Origin of the sequence: Arthrobacter sp. RIT-PI-e (genome assembly GCF_001187915.1) — a bacterium.
Classification (GTDB): domain Bacteria; phylum Actinomycetota; class Actinomycetes; order Actinomycetales; family Micrococcaceae; genus Arthrobacter_D.
The window spans coordinates 21,342-38,750 of record NZ_LGIU01000054.1 but is presented as its reverse complement, the minus strand read 5'-3'; the positions used below and the strand labels follow the sequence as shown (position 1 = coordinate 38,750).

General features: G+C 71.2%; 15 protein-coding genes and 1 tRNA gene. 3 read left to right on the top strand and 13 right to left on the bottom strand.

The features are described 5' to 3' along the window. Window positions 1-10: 10 nt before the first annotated feature. The 7 genes from metG to ilvD form a co-directional block, all read right to left on the bottom strand. Window positions 11-1,585, bottom strand: coding sequence for a methionine--tRNA ligase (metG, locus tag AC792_RS07555; protein WP_049829941.1), 1,575 nt, complete (start codon window positions 1,583-1,585; stop codon window positions 11-13). A 46-nt stretch (window positions 1,586-1,631) separates the two neighbouring features. Then, window positions 1,632-2,561: an acetamidase/formamidase family protein gene (locus tag AC792_RS07550; RefSeq protein WP_049829940.1), complete on the bottom strand. Its 930-nt coding sequence runs from the start codon at window positions 2,559-2,561 to the stop codon at window positions 1,632-1,634. A 24-nt stretch (window positions 2,562-2,585) separates the two neighbouring features. Beyond that, window positions 2,586-4,178: a phosphoglycerate dehydrogenase gene (gene serA / locus AC792_RS07545; RefSeq protein ID WP_049829939.1), complete on the bottom strand. Its 1,593-nt coding sequence runs from the start codon at window positions 4,176-4,178 to the stop codon at window positions 2,586-2,588. A 131-nt stretch (window positions 4,179-4,309) separates the two neighbouring features. After that, the gene (gene ilvC / locus AC792_RS07540; RefSeq protein ID WP_049829938.1) at window positions 4,310-5,335 is read right to left on the bottom strand and encodes a ketol-acid reductoisomerase; all 1,026 of its coding nucleotides are present in this window, start codon (window positions 5,333-5,335) and stop codon (window positions 4,310-4,312) included. Between the two features lie 63 nt (window positions 5,336-5,398). Then, complete coding sequence (gene ilvN, locus AC792_RS07535) at window positions 5,399-5,911, bottom strand: acetolactate synthase small subunit (protein ID WP_049829937.1); 513 nt, start codon at window positions 5,909-5,911, stop codon at window positions 5,399-5,401. A gap of 2 nt (window positions 5,912-5,913) precedes the next feature. Next, window positions 5,914-7,794 carry an acetolactate synthase large subunit gene (locus AC792_RS07530; protein ID WP_049829936.1) on the bottom strand — a complete coding sequence of 627 codons (1,881 nt, stop codon included), beginning with the start codon at window positions 7,792-7,794 and terminating at the stop codon, window positions 5,914-5,916. A gap of 356 nt (window positions 7,795-8,150) precedes the next feature. Then, window positions 8,151-9,854, bottom strand: a complete 1,704-nt coding sequence (gene ilvD, locus AC792_RS07525; protein WP_049829935.1) for a dihydroxy-acid dehydratase — start codon at window positions 9,852-9,854, stop codon at window positions 8,151-8,153. 231 nt (window positions 9,855-10,085) lie between these two features. Between ilvD and AC792_RS07520 the strand changes: the two genes are divergently transcribed. After that, complete coding sequence (locus AC792_RS07520; RefSeq protein WP_049829934.1) at window positions 10,086-10,580, top strand: hypothetical protein; 495 nt, start codon at window positions 10,086-10,088, stop codon at window positions 10,578-10,580. Window positions 10,581-10,618: 38 nt separating this feature from the next. Here the strand turns inward: AC792_RS07520 and AC792_RS18010 are convergent, their stop codons facing one another. Then, a complete protein-coding gene (locus AC792_RS18010) occupies window positions 10,619-10,978 on the bottom strand; it encodes an NAD(P)-dependent oxidoreductase (RefSeq protein ID WP_326947891.1) in 360 nt (119 codons plus the stop codon). Further along, a complete protein-coding gene (locus AC792_RS18005) occupies window positions 10,978-11,583 on the bottom strand; it encodes a hypothetical protein (RefSeq protein ID WP_326947887.1) in 606 nt (201 codons plus the stop codon). The genes AC792_RS18010 and AC792_RS18005 overlap by 1 nt, the downstream gene beginning before the upstream one ends. 158 nt (window positions 11,584-11,741) lie before the next feature. Between AC792_RS18005 and AC792_RS07510 the strand changes: the two genes are divergently transcribed. After that, window positions 11,742-11,814: transfer RNA gene (locus tag AC792_RS07510), tRNA-Lys, on the top strand. Between the two features lie 361 nt (window positions 11,815-12,175). Further along, window positions 12,176-12,664: a VOC family protein gene (locus AC792_RS07505; RefSeq protein WP_082177562.1), complete on the top strand. Its 489-nt coding sequence runs from the start codon at window positions 12,176-12,178 to the stop codon at window positions 12,662-12,664. On the opposite strand, the gene AC792_RS07500 is transcribed toward AC792_RS07505, so the two are convergent. From AC792_RS07500 to AC792_RS07485, 4 genes are all read right to left on the bottom strand, one after another. Further along, complete coding sequence (locus AC792_RS07500) at window positions 12,661-13,611, bottom strand: cation diffusion facilitator family transporter (protein ID WP_049829933.1); 951 nt, start codon at window positions 13,609-13,611, stop codon at window positions 12,661-12,663. The genes AC792_RS07505 and AC792_RS07500 overlap by 4 nt on opposite strands. Before the next feature lie 163 nt (window positions 13,612-13,774). Then, window positions 13,775-13,963, bottom strand: coding sequence for a DUF2795 domain-containing protein (locus AC792_RS07495; protein WP_049829955.1), 189 nt, complete (start codon window positions 13,961-13,963; stop codon window positions 13,775-13,777). Window positions 13,964-14,168: 205 nt separating this feature from the next. Continuing rightward, window positions 14,169-15,695 (bottom strand): D-glycero-beta-D-manno-heptose 1-phosphate adenylyltransferase, encoded by a 1,527-nt coding sequence (gene rfaE2 / locus AC792_RS07490; protein WP_049829932.1) that lies wholly within the window; start codon window positions 15,693-15,695, stop codon window positions 14,169-14,171. After that, window positions 15,695-17,104 carry an aldehyde dehydrogenase family protein gene (locus AC792_RS07485; protein ID WP_049829931.1) on the bottom strand — a complete coding sequence of 470 codons (1,410 nt, stop codon included), beginning with the start codon at window positions 17,102-17,104 and terminating at the stop codon, window positions 15,695-15,697. The genes rfaE2 and AC792_RS07485 overlap by 1 nt, the downstream gene beginning before the upstream one ends. Window positions 17,105-17,409 lie beyond the last annotated feature (305 nt).

Sequence of the window (17,409 nt, the reverse complement as noted above, 5' to 3'; positions counted from 1 at the left end):
CCGGTGGGTCTCAGTTCTCAGCGGGCTCCTCGTACTTGGGGAACACCGGCGTCGGCCCAGGCAGGGGTGTGCCCGGCTCGATCCGCGTGTCCAGCGCGGCGAAGCGACGCCGGACGTCGTCGTCGCCGGCGCCCTGCCCGAGTGCGGTGAGGATCCTCCCCGCGCTGCCCGGCAGCACCGGTTGCGCGAGGATCGCCACCACGCGGAGCACCTCCAGCGTCACGTACAGCACCGTGGCCATGCGCTCGGGATCGGTCTTCCGCAGCACCCACGGCTGCTGGTCGGCGAAGTACGCGTTGGTGTCGCCGAGCACGCCCCACACTGCTTCCAGCGCCCGGGAGAACTCCTGGCGGTCGAACGCCGACCGCGCGGTGTCCGGCAGCGCGTCCGCCCGCCCCAGCAGCTCCCGGTCCACGGGCAGCAGCTCCGCGGGTTCCGGGACCGCGCCACCGCAGTTCTTGGCCACCATGGACAGCGAGCGCTGGGCGAGGTTCCCGAAGTTGTTGGCGAGATCCGCGTTCATGCGGCCCACCAGCGCCTCGTGGCTGTAGGAGCCGTCGGCGCCGAACGGCACCTCGCGGAGGAGGAAGTAGCGCACCTGGTCGAGCCCGTACTGCTCCACCCAGTCCGCGGGTGCCACCGTGTTGCCCAGGGACTTGGACATCTTGACGCCGCGGTTGTGCAGGAAGCCGTGGATCATCACGCGCCGCGGCACCTCGAGGCCGGCGGACATGAGGAACGCCGGCCAGTAGATGGCGTGGAAGCGTGAGATGTCCTTGCCGATGATGTGCACGTCGGCGGGCCAGAACGTCCGGAAGGCCTCGGAGTCCGTGTCCGGGAACCCCACACCGGTGAGGTAGTTGGTAAGGGCGTCCACCCACACGTACATGACGTGACGCTCGTCGCCCGGCACCGGGACGCCCCAGTCGAAGGTGGTGCGGCTGATGGACAGGTCCTCGAGGCCGCGGCGCACGAACGAGATGACCTCGTTGAAGCGCGACTGCGGGGCGCCGAACCCGGGCTGCTGCTCGTAGAGGTCCAGGAGCCGCTGCTGGTAGGCGGAGAGCCGGAAGAAGTAGCTCTCCTCCTCCGTCCAGGTCACCTCGGTGTCGGTCTCCCTGGCGTAGCGCACGCCGTCCTCGCGCACCTCGGTCTCGTCCTCCGCCCAGAAGGCCTCGTCACGCACCGAGTACCACCCGGCGTACGTGTCCAGGTAGATGTCCCCGTTGGCCTCCATCCGCCTCCAGATCTCGGTCGCGGCCGCGTAGTGGTCCTCGTCCGTGGTGCGGATGAAGCGGTCGTAGGAGGTGCCGACGACGTCGTTCATGTCGCGGAAGGCGAGCGCGTTGCGCGTGGCGAGCTCGCGCACGGGGATGCCCTCGCGGTCCGCCGCCTGCTGCATCTTCAGTCCGTGCTCGTCCGTCCCGGTCAGGTACATCACGTCGAAACCGTCGAGGCGCTTGAAACGCGCCAGGGCGTCGGCGGCGATCGTCTCGTACGCGTGGCCGATGTGCGGGACACCGTTCGGGTAGGAGATGGCGGTGGTGAGGTAGAACGGGGGGCGCACGTCGGCTGGAGGGGTCACCCTACGAAATTACCCCGGTGCCCGGTGATTTGCCCAAGCAGGGGCGTCATCCGCTCCGGACGGCGTCGAGACCGAGGACGGCGTGGACTCCCCAGGTCTGGTTGGCGATCTGGGTGACCCGGAGGTCGACGACGGCGCTGGCGAGCCCCAGCGCGGCCTTCCGCTCCAGCGAGTACAGCTCCTGGAGCCAGGTCAGCATGGCCCCGAGGGCCTCGGCGGTGGCCACGTTGAGGTCGGCGGAGAAGCCGAAGGTGATGCGCGAGGTCGGGGTGACGGCGTGGATGCTGCCCAGCGGGGCGTCCCGGACGAGGTCGAGGGTGACCGTGGAGGTCATCGAGCACTCGATCGCCGTACCGCCCACCTCGCCGTCGCCCTGGGCCGCGTGGCCGTCCCCGAGGTGCAGCAGGGCTCCCGGGACGGTGACGGGCAGGAAGAGGGTGGAGCCCGCGACCAGTTCCCTGCAGTCGATGTTGCCGCCGCCCCCGGCCCGCGGAGGCGTGGTGGAGAACTCCCCCGCCTCGGCGGGCGGGAGTCCCACCACACCGAGGAACGGTGCGAGGTCCACGGTGTGCCCGTACTGGTTGGTGCCGGTGCGGGCGTCGCGGTCCAGGTCCCACAGCAGCCAGGCCGGGCCGGTGCCCTCGAGCCCGAGGCTGCGGGTGAACGCGTCGTCCCTGCGGCCGGCGGCGGTCCAGCCCCAGTCGGCGGGTTCCAGGGCGTCGAAGCGGACCGCGAGGACGTCCCCGGGAACGGCGCCCGCCACCTCGACGGGGCCGGTCAGGGCGTGCCCGCGCCGGTCCTCGAAGCGGTAGGGCGTCACCGCTCCGGGTGCGGCCTGCCGCTCGAGGTGCCCCCAGGCGTCCAGCGATCCGACCACCACGGTGTCGCCCGGCTCCACGGTGAGCACGGCGGGGGTGTCCCGGGAGAGCACCTGGACGGCGGTCCCGGGTGCGATGGGCAGCTGGTGCGTGGTCATACGGTTCCTCCTTCGCGGTGCGGGTCAGTCCTGCAGATCCACTTCCCGCGCCACGGTGGCACCGATCTCCTCGCGGATGGCGTCCAGCACGTCCTGCGGCACCGAGCTGTCCACGGTGAGCAGGGACAGCGCCTGGCCGCCCTCCTTGTTCCGGGCCACCTGCATCCCGGCGATGTTGATGCCGCGCTCCCCCAGGAGGCGCCCGAGCGCGCCGATCACCCCGGGGCGGTCGGCGTAGAGCAGCACCAGGAGGTGGTCGCTGATCGGGATCTCCAGCTCGTAGCCGTTGACGCCCACGAGCTTCTCCACCTGCTTGGGGCCGGTGAGGGTACCGGCCACGGAGATCTGGCTGCCGTCGGAGAGCGCACCGCGCAGGCGCAGGACGTTCCGGTACTCCTCCGACTCCGGGGTGGTCACCAGGCGGGAGGTCACACCGCGCTGCTCGGCGAGCACGGGGGCGTTGACGTAGGAGACCTGCTCCGAGACGACGTCGGTGAACACGCCCTTCAGTGCGGCGAGCTCCAGCGCCTTGACGTCGAGGGCCGCGATCTCCCCCGCCACCTCGATGTCGATCTGCGTGAGGGAGTCGTGGGTCAGTGCGGTGAAGATGCGTCCCAGCTTCTCCATCAGCGGGATGCCGGGGCGCACCGCGGGGTCGATCACGCCGCCGGCCACGTTCACGGCGTCGGGCACCAGTTCCCCGGCCAGGGCCAGGCGCACGGACTTCGCCACGGAGATCCCGGCCTTCTCCTGCGCCTCGGCGGTGGAGGCACCGAGGTGCGGGGTCACCACCACACTGTCGTGCGCGAAGAACGGGAGATCGGTGCTCGGCTCGGTGACGAAGACGTCCACGCCGGCCCCGGCGATCGTCCCCTGCTCCAGGGCGGTGTGCAGGGCGGCCTCGTCCACGAGCCCGCCCCGGGCGACGTTGACCACGTACGCGGTGTCCTTCATGAGCTCGAAGGCCTCGGCGCCGAGCATGCCCACGGTCTCCGGGGTCTTCGGCATGTGGATGGTCACGAAGTCGGACTCGCGGAGCAGCTCCTCCAGGCTCACCAGCCGGACGCCGAGCTGGGCGGCGCGCGCCGAGGTCACGTAGGGGTCGTAGGCGAGGATCTGCGTGCCGAAGCCCTGCAGCCGCGCGGCGACGAGCGCGCCGATGCGCCCGAGTCCGATGATGCCGACGTTCTTCTCGTAGAGCTCCGTGCCGGCGTACTTCGAGCGCTTCCACTCCCCCGCCTTCAGGGCGGCACTGGCCTGGGGGATGTTGCGGGCGAGGGCGAGGATGTGACCCACGGTCAGTTCCGCGGCGGAGATGACGTTCGACGTCGGCGCGTTGACCACCATGACACCGGCCTGGGTGGCGGCCTTGATGTCCACGTTGTCGAGGCCCACCCCGGCGCGCGCGATCACCTTGAGCCTCGGGGCGGCCGCGATGGCCTCGGCGTCCAGCTGCGTGGCCGAGCGCACCAGCACGGCGTCGACGTCGGCCAGTGCGCCCAGGAGCTGGGAACGGTCGGCGCCGTCGGTGGTGCGGATCTCGAAGTCCGGGCCCAGTGCTTCGACGGTCGCGGGTGAGAGTTCCTCGGCGAGGAGGACGACGGGCTTGGGGGTCACGGGGATTTCCTTCTGTGCTGGCGCGGACGGGGCGGGTGATGTGCGGCAGGGCGGACCGGCCGGACACGGATCCGGCAGGACACCTGCTCGTCGGTGAGCGTCGAGCAGGTGCCCTGCCGGGAGGGGGTGCGCTAGCGCGCCACGGACCCCTCGGTGTAGTCGTCGCTCGTCTTGATCCACGAGAAGAGCTTGCGCAGGTCGCGTCCCGTGCTCTCGATGGGGTGGTCCTCGCCCTTCTTGCGCAGCTCGGCGAACTCGGGCGCTCCGGCGTCCTGGTCGTCGATGAAGCGCTTCGCGAAGGCACCGTTCTGGATGTCCGCGAGCACCGCCTTCATGTTCTCCTTCACCTCGGGGGTGATCACGCGCGGCCCGGAGACGTAGTCGCCGTACTCGGCGGTGTCGGAGACGCTCCAGCGCTGCTTGGCGATCCCGCCCTCCACCATGAGGTCCACGATGAGCTTGAGCTCGTGCAGCACCTCGAAGTAGGCCACCTCGGGCTTGTACCCGGCCTCGGTGAGGGTCTCGAAGCCGTACTGGACGAGCTGCGAGGCACCACCGCAGAGCACGGCCTGCTCGCCGAAGAGGTCGGTCTCGGTCTCCTCGGTGAACGTGGTCTCGATGACACCTGCGCGGGTGCCGCCGATCGCCTTCGCGTAGGACAGCGCGAGCTCGCGGGCCGTGCCCGAGGCGTCCTGCTCGACGGCGATCAGGTCGGGGACCCCGCGGCCCGCCTCGAACTCGCGGCGGACGATGTGCCCGGGGCCCTTGGGCGCCACGAGGGCCACGTCCACATCGGCCGGCGGCTGGATGTAGTCGTACCGGATGTTGAAGCCGTGCCCGAAGAACAGGGCGTCACCGGCCTGCAGGTTCGGGGCGATGTCCTCCCTGTACACGTGGCGCTGCACCTGGTCCGGGGTGAGCACCATGATCAGGTCCGCCTCGGCCGTGGCCTCCGCCACGGAGAGCACCCGGAGGCCCTCGGCCTCGGCCTTGGCGCGCGACGCCGATCCTTCCTTCAGCCCGACGCGCACGTCGACGCCGGAGTCACGCAGGCTCAGGGCGTGGGCGTGGCCCTGGCTGCCGTAGCCGATGACGGCCACGGTACGGCCCTGGATGATGGAAAGGTCTGCGTCGTCGTCGTAGAACATCTCGGTCACGGGTCTTCTTCTCCTTGGGGTGGGTGGTGCTGGGAAAGTCCGGGCGGCTCGGTGAGCCGCGGGTCAGGCGCTGCGCAGCGCGCGGTCGCTCATCGACTTCGCGCCGCGACCGATCGCGAGGGTGCCCGACTGCACGATCTCACGGATGCCGAAGGGCTCGAGCACGGAGAGCAGCGCGGCGAGCTTCTCCGGGGTCCCCGTGGCCTCGATGATCAGGGCGTCGATCGCGACGTCCACCACGGAGGCACGGAAGAGATCGGCGGCCTGGGTGACCTGCAGGCGCGTGGCGGCGTCGGCCCGCACCTTGATCAGCACGTGGTCGCGCTGCACCGACTGCTCGCTGGTGAGCTCCACGATCTTGATGACGTTGATGAGCTTGTTGAGCTGCTTGGTGACCTGCTCGAGCAGGTCACCCTCGGCCTCCACCACCACGGTGATCCGGGACATGCCGGCCACCTCGGTGGGGCCCACCGCGAGGGAGTTGATGTTGAAGGCGCGCCGGGCGAACAGGCTCGCCACGCGGGTGAGGACGCCGGGGACGTCCTCCACGAGGACGGAAAGGGTGTGCCGTGCCATGGTCAGTCCTCCTGCTCCCAGGTCGGGGTCATGTTGCGGGCGATCTGGATGAGGTCGTTGCTGACCCCGGCGGGCACCATCGGCCACACCATGGAGTCACGGCTGACCACGAAGTCGATCACCACGGGGCGGTCGTTGATGGCGAGCGCCTGCTCGATGGTGGCGTCGATGTCCTCGTCCCGCTCGCAGCGCAGGCCCACGCAGCCGTAGGCGTCGGCGAGCTTCACGAAGTCGGGCACGCGGACGGTGTCGTGCCCGGTGTTGAGGTCGGTGTTGGAGTAGCGGCCCTCGTAGAAGAGCGTCTGCCACTGGCGCACCATGCCGAGCGAGGAGTTGTTGATCACCGCCACCTTGATGGGGATGTTGTTGATCACGCAGGTGGCGAGTTCCTGGTTGGTCATCTGGAAGCAGCCGTCGCCGTCGATCGCCCACACCACGCGGTCCGGGTCCCCCACCTTGGCGCCCATGGCCGCGGGCACCGAGTACCCCATGGTGCCTAGGCCGCCGGAGTTCAACCAGGAACGGGAACGCTCGTACTTGATGAACTGCGCGGCCCACATCTGGTGCTGCCCCACGCCCGAGACGAACACCCCCTCGGGTCCGGTGAGCTCCCCGATCCGCTTGATCACCTGCTGGGGCGCGGACAGGCCGTCCTCCGGCTGGGTGAAGCCCACCGGATAGGTCTTCCGCAGGTGGTCGATGGTCTTCCACCAGGCGGAGATGTCGGGCCGGCCGTTGGCCGCGAACGCGTCGGTGACGGCCGCGGTCAGCTCGGGCATGATCTCCTTGACGGAGCCCACGATCGGCACGTCCGCCGTGCGGTTCTTGGAGATCTCGGCCGGGTCGATGTCCGCGTGGATGACCTTCGCCTGCGGGGCGAAGCTGGAGAGCACGCCCGTCACGCGGTCGTCGAAGCGGGCTCCGAGGGTGATCAGGAGGTCCGCCTGCTGCAGCGCCGTCACGGCGGAGACGGATCCGTGCATACCGGGCATGCCCACGTGCTGGTCGTGCGAGTCGGGGAACACGCCGCGGGCCATGAGGGTGGTGACCACGGGTGCGCCCACGAGTTCCGCGAGCTCCATCAGCTCCTCGGCCGCGTTCGCCTTGATCACGCCGCCGCCCACGTAGAAGACGGGACGCCGGGACTCACCGATGAGCCGCGCCGCTTCCCGCGCCTGCTTGGCGTGGCCGCGGAGCACCGGCCGGTACCCGGGGATCTCCACGCGGGGCGGCCAGGAGAACGTCATGGTGGACTGCTGGGCGTCCTTGGCCACGTCCACCAGCACGGGGCCCGGCCGGCCGGTGGTGGCGATGTGGAACGCCTCGGCGAGCACGCGGGGGATGTCCTCCGGGTCCGTGACCAGGTAGGAGTGCTTGGTGATCGGCATGGTGATGCCCACGATGTCCGCCTCCTGGAAGGCGTCGGAGCCGATCACGCCGCTGGAGACCTGCCCGGTGATGGCCACCAGGGGCACCGAGTCCATGTTGGCGTCGGCGATCGCGGTCACGAGGTTCGTGGCACCGGGGCCGGAGGTGGCGATGCACACCCCGGGCCTTCCGGTGACCATCGCGTAGCCCTGCGCGGCGTGCCCCGCTCCCTGCTCGTGCCGCACGAGGACGTGGCGCAGCTTCGTGGAGGCCATGAGCGGGTCGTAGGTGGGGAGGATCGCGCCGCCGGGGAGGCCGAAGACGTCGTCCACGCCGAGTTCCTCGAGGGACCGGACGATCGCCGCGGAGCCGAGCATCTGCGTGGGAGCCACCACGTTGTTGGGCCCGCGGACAGCACCGGCCTGGACCGCGGGGACCACGTCCCTGACCTGGGGTGCGGACGGTGCTGGCCGTGCGGCCAGCAGGGCTGGACTGATGGGCGATCCCTTGGACATCTTCGACTTCCTTCGGAACATCTCGCTGGAGTGTTACAGCTGGTGCTGCTGACTGGGTGTCACGCACCCGATCGTCGACAGGTCGTGTCAACAAAAAAACCCCTCGGCCCGGTGAGGCTCCGTGAGGGGTTGCGCGTGACTGAAGTCGTCTACCGGTCGGGCTTCAGGCCACGCGCTGGATAACGATGACGACTACGGGTTCGAGCTGCATACCTGTAGTTTCCTCGCCCTCGCGAAAGGGTGTCAACCGGCGCAGCACGCGTCTCACATGGTGGACAGGGTGTCCGCTGGGTGGACCATCCCGTCCGGGTCGTACCCGGGGCGGGACTCACGTCCCCGCCCCGGGTTCCGCCCGCTCAGCCGCAGAAGGCACCCTGGGAGGCCGAGTGGACGAGCTTGGCGTACTTGGCGAGCACGCCCTTGGTGTAGCGCGCGGGGAGCGGCTCCCAGCCCACCTTGCGCTCCTCCAGCTCCACGGGGTCCACCAGGAGATCGAAGCTCTTGGCGGCGATGTCCACCCGGATGCGGTCGCCGTCGCGCACGAAGGCGATGGGCCCGCCGTCCACGGCCTCGGGTGCCACGTGACCGATGCACAGGCCCGTGGTGCCCCCGGAGAAGCGGCCGTCGGTCAGCAGCAGCACGTCCTTGCCGAGACCGGCGCCCTTGATGGCGCCGGTGATGGCGAGCATCTCGCGCATCCCCGGCCCGCCCTTCGGGCCCTCGTAGCGGATCACGACGACGTCGCCCGCGTGGATCCGCCCCTCGTCGAGGGCGTCGAGTGCCCCCTGCTCGCGCTCGAACACGCGTGCGGTGCCCTCGAAGACGTCGGCGTCGAACCCGGCGCTCTTCACGACGGCACCCTCGGGTGCGAGTGACCCGTGGAGGATGGTGATGCCCCCGGTGCTGTGCATCGGGTTGTCGAGGGCGCGCAGGATCTTGCCGTCGAGGTCCGGCGGATCGATGTCCGCGAGGTTCTCCGCGAGCGTCTTCCCGGTCACGGTGAGGCAGTCGCCGTGCAGCAGGCCGGCGTCGAGCAGCGCCTTCATGATCACCGGCACCCCGCCCACCTTGTCGACGTCGTACATCACGTAGCGCCCGAACGGCTTGAGGTCACCCAGGTGCGGGATCCGATCGCCGATGCGGCTGAAGTCCTCGAGCGTGAGGTCCACCTCGGCCTCGCGCGCGATCGCGAGGAGGTGCAGCACGGCGTTGGTGGAGCCACCGAAGGCCATGGTCACCGCGATGGCGTTCTCGAAGGCCTTCTTGGTCATGATGTCGCGCGCCGTGATGCCGAGACGCAGCAGGTTCACGACGGCCTCGCCGGACTTCTGCGCGAAGGTGTCGCGTCGTCGATCGACGGAGGGAGGAGCGGCCGACCCGGGCAGGGACATGCCGAGAGCCTCGCCGATGCAGGCCATGGTGTTCGCCGTGTACATCCCGCCGCAGGCGCCCTCGCCCGGGCAGACGGCGCGTTCGATGCTGTCGAGGTCCTTGAGGCTCATGGTGCCTGCCGCACAGGCGCCCACGGCCTCGAAGGCGTCGATCAGGGTGACCTCCTTCTCGGTGCCGTTCTCGAGCTTGGCGAAGCCCGGCATGATCGTGCCCGCGTAGAGGAACACCGAGGCGAGATCCAGGCGGGCCGCCGCCATCAGCATGCCCGGCAGGGACTTGTCGCAGCCGGCCAGGAGGACGGAGCCGTCGATGCGCTCGGCCTGCATGACGGTCTCGACCGAGTCGGCGATGACCTCGCGGGAGACCAGCGAGAAGTGCATGCCCTCGTGACCCATCGAGATGCCGTCGGAGACGGAGATGGTGCCGAACTGCATGGGGAACCCGCCGGCCTCGCGGACGCCCTCCTTGGCACCCTGGGCCAGCCGGTTGAGGGACAGGTTGCAGGGGGTGATCTCGTTCCAGGAACTCGCGACGCCGACCTGGGGCTTGGCGAAGTCGTCATCGCCCATCCCTACGGCGCGGAGCATACCGCGAGAGGGGGCCGCATGGATGCCGTCCGTGACGACGCGGCTCCGGGGTTTGATGTCTGGGGTTGTCTCCACGCTCATGGGTCGAGTCTAGGCCCGTGCAACGATCATGTTTTCCCGGATGACCTGCCTGTTACATGCAGGTCGCGGGCCGTGCGGCCGGGCGCGGGCCGGAGCGGATCCCCTCTCGTGCGGCCTCCGTCCCCTCCGGTACAGTGTGGATCTCCGCGGCGGGGACGGCGGCGCGCCGCACGGTCAGCGGCGGCGATCTCCCCGCGGGGGTCCGACGACACCTACCGCGATGGCCCCGAGATGACCCACGACGAACCGCACCAGCCCGCCCAGCCGCTCGACGGCGGTCAGGACCTGAAGGATGCCCTGCACCACGTCTTCGACGGGCAGATCCCGAACTTCGGTGCCTACAACCTGGTGTTCGCCGATCGTCTGCCGCACGACGGCCCGGCGCCCGGCACCGGATCCTCCACCGGCGCTCCGGACGCGCTGACCGCCTTCGTGGTGGGCTACCGGTGGCGGCCCACCGAGCTGATGATCGCACCGGTGCACCTCGGGGCGATCACCGCCGCCGGCGTGCCCGCCGAGGTGAACATGACCAACCTGGCCCACGCCCTGCAGTGGGACGAGGACGGCAGCTACGAGGTGGGCACCAGCACGGGCCGGATCTTCCGCTTCGACGTGCGGGCGGAGCACGTGCTCGACGTCGGTCCGGGCAGGCCGCTGAGCCTTGGCCAGGAACTGGACCTGATCGACTTCTCCGCCTTCATGGAGGAGTTCATCGCGCGGGCCTGACGCCCTGCCGTCGCGGACCCCGCGGGGAGGCGGGGGCGTCAGCCCTGGGCCCACGGCCCCCGCCGGACGAGGTTCCCGGGCTCCCGCCCTGCGCCCAGGGCCTCGACCTGCCGGCGCAGCAGGGCCAGGATGCGGGGGGCGAAGGCATCGGTGTTCCCGCCCACGTGCGGGGTGATGATCACGCCCGGGGCGTGCCAGAGCGGGTGCCCCTCCGGGAGCGGCTCCGGGTCCACGACGTCGAGCGCCGCCTTCAGCCGGCCGGCACCCACCTCGCGCGTCAGGGCGTCCGTGTCCACCACGGCCCCCCGGGCCACGTTGACCACGAGCGCGCCGTCGGGCAGCGCCGCGAGGACCTCGGCGTCGACGAGCCCCCGCGTGGAGTCGGTGAGCGGGGTGATCAGGATGACGACGCGTGGTGCGGCGCCAGCGCCCCCAGTTCGTCGCTGCCGTGCACGTGGCCGTGCTCGTCGCCGCGCGCCGCGCTGCCCCCCCGCGCCACCTCGGCCTCGAACGCCCCCAGGCGCCGGCGGATCCCCCCCCCGATCCCGCCGACCCCCACGAGCAGCCCCCGGCGGTCCGCGAGCCCCGGGTACCGGTCGCTGCGCCACACGCCCGCGGCCTGCCGGCGGACGGCGTCGTCGATGCCCCGCAGCGAGGCCAGCGCGAGTCCGACGGCGAGCGCGGCGGTCGCGGCGGCGTGGACACCCGACGCCGTGGCGATCGCGACGTCGGGGCCGACGAGGTCCGCGACGCCGTCGTAGCCCGTGGACTGCGTCTGGACCAGTGCGAGCCGGGGCAGGTCCCGGAGGGCCTCACCGACGCGGTCCCGGCCCGTGTACGGCAGGACGACGGCGTCCAGGTCCGCCGGGTCGCAGCCCTCGGGGGCGTCCCGGAAGTCCCACAGCACGACGTCGACCTCGGACGACACGTCCGTCAGGGCCTCCAGCAGTTCACGGGAGGGCACGCTGAGCGTTCGGACGGAGGGAACTGCGGCGTTCGTCATCCCGCCAGCCTAGTTGTTCCGCGTCCTGGGGTTGCCCGCCCCGCCGGGCCCCCTGATCGGTGGAATCTCCACGATTTCGGGTTTCCGCAGGACTGCTGGTAGAGTTCAATGCTGTTGCGGATGACCCCACCGGTACTCACCGGGAAGGAAAACGCCTCGCACCTCTAGCTCAATTGGCAGAGCAATTGACTCTTAATCAATGGGTTCCGGGTTCAAGTCCCGGGGGGTGCACCTCGAAACCCCGTACTCCAGGTCTCGCCGCCCGGAGTGCGGGGTTTCGTTCTGTCCGCCCTCCACCGGGAGGCGTCGGAGCGGGAAGCGATCCCCTCCGCCCCCGGGAGCCGTCGTCGTTCTCGCCCGGGGAGCTCTCCGCCCACCGCAGGGCACGCAGGGAGCTCGACGGTCTGATCGTCTGCCCGCTGCCACCGTCGCCTCCCTCGGGGAGAAGGTGGCCGGTGCCCTCGGGCCCGCGGTCCGGATCCACATCGTCGTGAGGCTGCAGTACAGCTCTTCCACCCGAGGTCCGGGTCGGAGATAATCCCTCCTATCAGCGGACAGGACGTGGCGCGAGCCACCCGGCAGGAGGTCACCCATGGCAGCGACGATCACCACCTACCTGAACTTCAGGGACACGGCCAGGGATGCCATGGACTTCTACCGGTCGGTGTTCGGCGGTGAACTGCAGGTGGCCACCTTCGCGGACTACCGGGTGAGCGAGGACCCGGCGGAGCAGGACAAGGTCATGCACTCGATCCTCACCACACCCTCGGGCCAGGTGATCATGGCGGCGGACACCCCGAACAGCATGGAGTACACCGCGCCGGCCGGTCACGCGCTGTCCGTCAGCGGCGACGACGAGCAGGAGCTCCGGGGGTACTGGGAGGCCCTGGCCGCGGGCGGGACCGAGATCATGCCGCTCTCCCCCGCACCGTGGGGGGACAGCTTCGGCATGTGCAGGGACCGCCTCGGCGTCGACTGGATGGTCAACATCCCCGGTTCACCCGACGACGGCGGCCCCCCCGCCCCCGCAGCCCCGCCGGCGCCACCGGTGGACACCCCGGGGGATGCGACGGGCGTCTAGTCGCGCCCACCGCCGTGCACGGGAGCGGGTGCGGCGGGGCCGCGCCCGGGCGTCGGCTCGTCCGGGGTGGAGGGCGTGAGGACGGCCTCCTCGATGTGCTCGTGCTCCTCGACGGCCCGCCCCCCCGCCCGGAGCGTCACGGCGACGTCGTGCCCCACGTGGTCGCCCACGAGGCCCACCGCCGCGACGAGGTAGAGCCGTCCCGGCCCCACGTACTCGAGATGGAGGTAGGTGATCCGCTCGATGCTCGGATGGGCGCCGAGCCGTCCCGCCACCAGGTCCAGCAGGTCCGGCGACACCGCCTGCCCGACCAGGAAGCGCCGGTTCCGGTCGATCAGGATCACGGCGACCACCCCGAGCAGCACCCCGACGAGGATGGACCCGATGGCGTCCGGCACGGGTGAACCGGTCACCTGGTGCAGGAGGATCCCGGTGAACGCGAGCACGAGCCCCACCAGTGCCGCGGAGTCCTCGGCGAAGACGGCGCGCAACGTGGGGTCGGAGGAGTCGGACACGGTCCGGAGCGTGCTGGTACCGCGTTCCCTCCCGGCCTTCCTCGCCTGCCGGTAGGCCTGGAGGAAGGAGATGCCCTCCAGCACGAACGCGAAAGCGAGGACGGCGTAGGCGATGCCGTAGTCACCCGCCGACTCCGGCTCGAGGAGTTGCTGGATGCCGTGCGTGATGGAGACCACGGCGCCCGCCGTGAACAGGCCGAACGCGGCGAACATGGACCAGACGTAGGCCTCGCGTCCGTAGCCCATGGGGGGCGAACGGTCCCGGTGCCGCCTCGACTTGCGTTCGGCGACCAGGAGGAAGATCTGGTTGCCGGTGGCCGCCCGGGAGGGCGCGGCCTGGGGGGTCAGGGCCGCCGCCCCCGTGACGAGGGCGGCGAACGACTTGGCCCCCGCCACGAGGAGATTGGCGGTGAACGCGATGATGACCGTCACCGGCCCCTCCCCGCCCCTCTTCCGGCCCGTCGAACCGGAACGGACCGGGGCGCTCCCACGCCCCGGGGAGGGGACCGGCCTCTTCATGGCATACCTCTCCGCGCCTCGTGCCGGTCCGGGAACGGCGCCCCTCCCGGGGAGGGGCGCCGCACCCGGGGTCCTCCTAGTTGGAGGCTTCCTTGTTCACGTCCGTGGGCGAATCGTACTCCCGGTCCGGGAGACCGTTGAGGGCGTCGAGGACGGCGTCGTCGGCGCCCTTGTCCTTCGCGTGGGAGACGATGTCCGCCTTGGACGCCGGGTACTCCATGCCGCCCAGGGCCTTCTGGATGTCGATGGGACTCGGATCTGCCATGGTGTGCTCCTTCGTGTCGCTTCGGTTCCGCACGGCACTCCCGGACGGGAGGGCCGTCACTGGCCCGGGGACCACCCGGGCAGTGTCTGTGTCACGGTCCGGCACCGTGATGAGCATCCCGTCCGGGTGCAGCGCACCCGAGGGGAGATCCATGCCTGGCGCCTCACCGGAGGCGTCGGGGCCCCTGTCCCCGAGCGATGTCAGCTCACGGGGCGTCCTCGGCGAGCGGTGTGGCCCGGATCCGCCGCACCACGGCCGCCGTCGACCGCTCGGGCACGTAGTCGAGGATGCTCACCCTGCCGCCGCACGCCTCCACGGCGGGGGTCTCCTCGAGCATCTGGGCCGTGTAGTCGCCGCCCTTGGCGTACACGTCCGGCCTCAGCTGCTCGATCAGGGGTACCAGGGTGTCGGTGTCGAACACGGTGACGTAGTCCACGCAGCTCAGGGAGGCAATGACCCCCGCGCGGTCCGCGATCGGGTTGATCGGGCGGTCCGGGCCCTTGAGCCTGCGCACACCGGCGTCGTCGTTGAGGGCCACCACCAGGATGTCGCCCAGCTGCTTGGCCTGGTTCAGGTACCGGGTGTGGCCGCGGTGCAGCACGTCGAAGCACCCGTTGGTGAGCACGATCCGCCGCCCCGCCGCCCGGTGGGCCGCGACCTCGCGCAGGAGCTCGGGGGTGGATAACGCCGTGTCGGCGACCTGCTGCAGGTGGGAGGTGAGATCGGCGGTGGTGCACACCGAGGTGCCGGGGCGGTGGACCACGACGTCGGCCGCGGCCTGGGCCAGGTCCAGGCTCGTGGTGAGCGGCAGCCCCACAGCCCTGGCCGCCGTGAGGCTCGCCACGAAGGTGTCGCCCGCCCCGGAGGCCTGCTTCTCGGTGGCCGGACGCGCCCAGGTGCGGTGCACCTCGCCGTCGCGGGCGAGCAGGACCGTGCCGTCACGGTCCAGGGTCACCACCACGGCCGCCGCGTTGGTCGCGGCGAGCAGCCGCTCCCGGTGCTGCCCCACCACGGCGGAGCGGTCCGTGCGCGGATCCAGGCGCAGGGCGAGGACCTGCTCGGCCTCCTGTGCGTTCGGGGTGACGATGTCCGGGTTCAGGGAGCACCACGCCGCGGTGTCGTGGGCGTCCACCACCACGAGGGTGGCGGGAGCGATCATCCCGGCCCGCCCGAGGACCTCCCGCACCGGTCCGCCGAGCGCGCCGGAGCCGTAGTCGCAGACCATCACCGCGTCCGCACCGGCGACGGCGTGCGGTACCCGGGCGGCCAGGGCCTCGACCGCCGCCACCGGCACCCGGTCCTGGGTGTCGTCCAGCCGCAGCATCACCTGGTCACCGCCCAGGATCCGGTACTTGGTGGTGGTGGACACCCGCGGATCCTGCAGCAGGTCGGTGGTGTCCACACCGGCGGAGTCGAGGAGGGCCCGCAGCCGTGTACCGGCGTCGTCGTCCCCGATCAACCCGCACATGCGCACGCGTGCGCCCAGCGCCGCGAGGTTCATGGCCGTGTTGGCCGCCCCACCGGCGGCGTAGTCCCGGCGGGTGATGTCCACCACCGGGGCCGGTGCCTCCCGGCAGAAACGCTCGATGGTGCCGCTCCACCAGCCGTCCAGCATGGCGTCGCCCACCACGGTGACGCGGGGTGCGCGGTCGGCGATGGCGGCCGGCAGCCAGGCCGCGGGTCCGCGGACCTCGGACAGCTCACCGTGCGCGCCGTCGACCGCCTCCTCCATCAGTGCGCCCTCGCCGGCGGTGTGCTGATGTGGACCACCTTCACGAGGGCGAACTCGTCCAGCAGCTCCGGACCGTACCCGAAGCCCGCACCGCTGATGCCGCGCGGCTGCGCGGCGCCTCCGGGTGCCCCGCCGAAGACGGCATTGACCTTGACCGTCCCCACGCTCAGGCCGGCGATCGCCTGCTGCGCGTGCGCGATGCTCCCGGTGAGGACGGAGGCCGCCAGCCCGTACGGGCCCGCGGCGGCGAGCCGGAGCCCGTCCTCGAAGCTGTCCACCACCGTCACCGGGGCCACCGGGCCGAAGGTCTCCTCGGTCATGAGGGTCATCGCCTCGGTGCAGTCGGTGAGCACGGTGGCCGGGTAGTGGGCGCCCGGTCCGTCCGGGACGGCACCGCCCTCCAGGCACGTCGCTCCGAGGGTGAGTGCCTCACCCACCTGCTCGTCCACGACACGGCGCATGCGCCGGTCCACCAGGGGGGCGAAGCTCCCGGCGTTCCTGCTCCGGGCCTCCTCGGTGAGCGCCGCGAGGAATGGCTCGGCGATGTCGCGGTGCACGTAGATGCGCTCCACGGACGTGCAGATCTGGCCGCTGTTCGCGAAGGCACCCAGGGCGGCCTGACCCGCCGCCCACACCGGATCCACGTCGGCGTCGACGAGCAGGGGGTCGTTGCCGCCGTTCTCCCTGATCACGTGGGCGCCGGTCAGGGCCGCGGCCCGCGCGATCCGCGCACCGGTGGCACTGGAACCCACGTGCGCGAAGACGTCCACGCCGGATTCCGTGGTCAGCAGGTGTCCCGTCCCCGCATCGCCGGTCAGCGTCGTGAACACCCCGGGAGGGAAGGCCGGCTGCAGCAGGCGTCCGAGCAGCGCACCCACGTGGGGGCAGCGTTCGCTCGGCTTGTGGATCACAGTGTTGCCGGTCACCAGCGCGGCCCCGATCAGCCCTGCCGCCACGGCCACCGGATCGTTCCACGGTGTCAGCAGCACGGCGACGCCGCGTGGTTCCGCCACGGTGTAGTCGGTGGCGAGGACCGCCCCGCGCAGGCTCAGCCCGCGATGCACGGGGCCCAGTTCCGCGTACTGCTCGAGGGTGGAGATCCCCGCCTCGATACCGCCCAGTGCGTCCTCGAGCGGTTTGCCGGTCTCCCGGGTGTTGAGTTCGGCGAGGTCCTGCGCACCGGCCCGGAGCGCCGCCGCTGCACGCCGGAGCGCCGCTCCGCGCTCGGCGGGGCTGGTGGCCGCCCATTCGGGGTGCACGGTGCGGGCGAGGGGGACGGCGAGCGCCACCTGCTCACGGTCGGCGCAGGCGAGCGTGCCCACGTCGCTGCCGTCCCGGGGGTCCTGGATGGTGATGGACCGCTCGCCCTCCACCTGCAGCAGGGGGCTCTCCTGGGTCATGCCGGACATGGTGCTCCTCGTCGTCGTCCTGCCTGTGGCCGTGCCACCCGCCGCAACCGGGTGCACGGCTACTCTTCCCATACCCAGGCCGCCGATCCTTCACACAGTCCGGGGGCAAATACCCGGGCCGAGGGCGGGACATGGTCGGGACTCCTCCTCGGCGCGCCTGGCATAGTGTGGCCGGGGAGCCGGGCGGATCCGCGGCTCCGCCGGCACGACACCCGGCACCGCGGTGCCGGGTGCGGGACACGGCACGGGATCGGCAGCGGCCGGGAACGGACCCCGGAACACGGGCCAGGACAGGAACGGGAAGG

Coding starts and splice junctions, on each gene's coding strand:
- AC792_RS07485 (WP_049829931.1), bottom strand. CDS start 17,104: ATGTCCGGCATGACCCAGGAGAGCCCCCTGCTGCAGGTGGAGGGCGAG.
- AC792_RS07550 (WP_049829940.1), bottom strand. CDS start 2,561: ATGACCACGCACCAGCTGCCCATCGCACCCGGGACCGCCGTCCAGGTG.
- rfaE2 (WP_049829932.1), bottom strand. CDS start 15,695: ATGGAGGAGGCGGTCGACGGCGCGCACGGTGAGCTGTCCGAGGTCCGC.
- AC792_RS18005 (WP_326947887.1), bottom strand. CDS start 11,583: ATGACGAACGCCGCAGTTCCCTCCGTCCGAACGCTCAGCGTGCCCTCC.
- ilvD (WP_049829935.1), bottom strand. CDS start 9,854: ATGAGCGTGGAGACAACCCCAGACATCAAACCCCGGAGCCGCGTCGTC.
- AC792_RS07505 (WP_082177562.1), top strand. CDS start 12,176: ATGGCAGCGACGATCACCACCTACCTGAACTTCAGGGACACGGCCAGG.
- ilvN (WP_049829937.1), bottom strand. CDS start 5,911: ATGGCACGGCACACCCTTTCCGTCCTCGTGGAGGACGTCCCCGGCGTC.
- AC792_RS07530 (WP_049829936.1), bottom strand. CDS start 7,794: ATGTCCAAGGGATCGCCCATCAGTCCAGCCCTGCTGGCCGCACGGCCA.
- AC792_RS07520 (WP_049829934.1), top strand. CDS start 10,086: ATGACCCACGACGAACCGCACCAGCCCGCCCAGCCGCTCGACGGCGGT.
- AC792_RS07495 (WP_049829955.1), bottom strand. CDS start 13,963: ATGGCAGATCCGAGTCCCATCGACATCCAGAAGGCCCTGGGCGGCATG.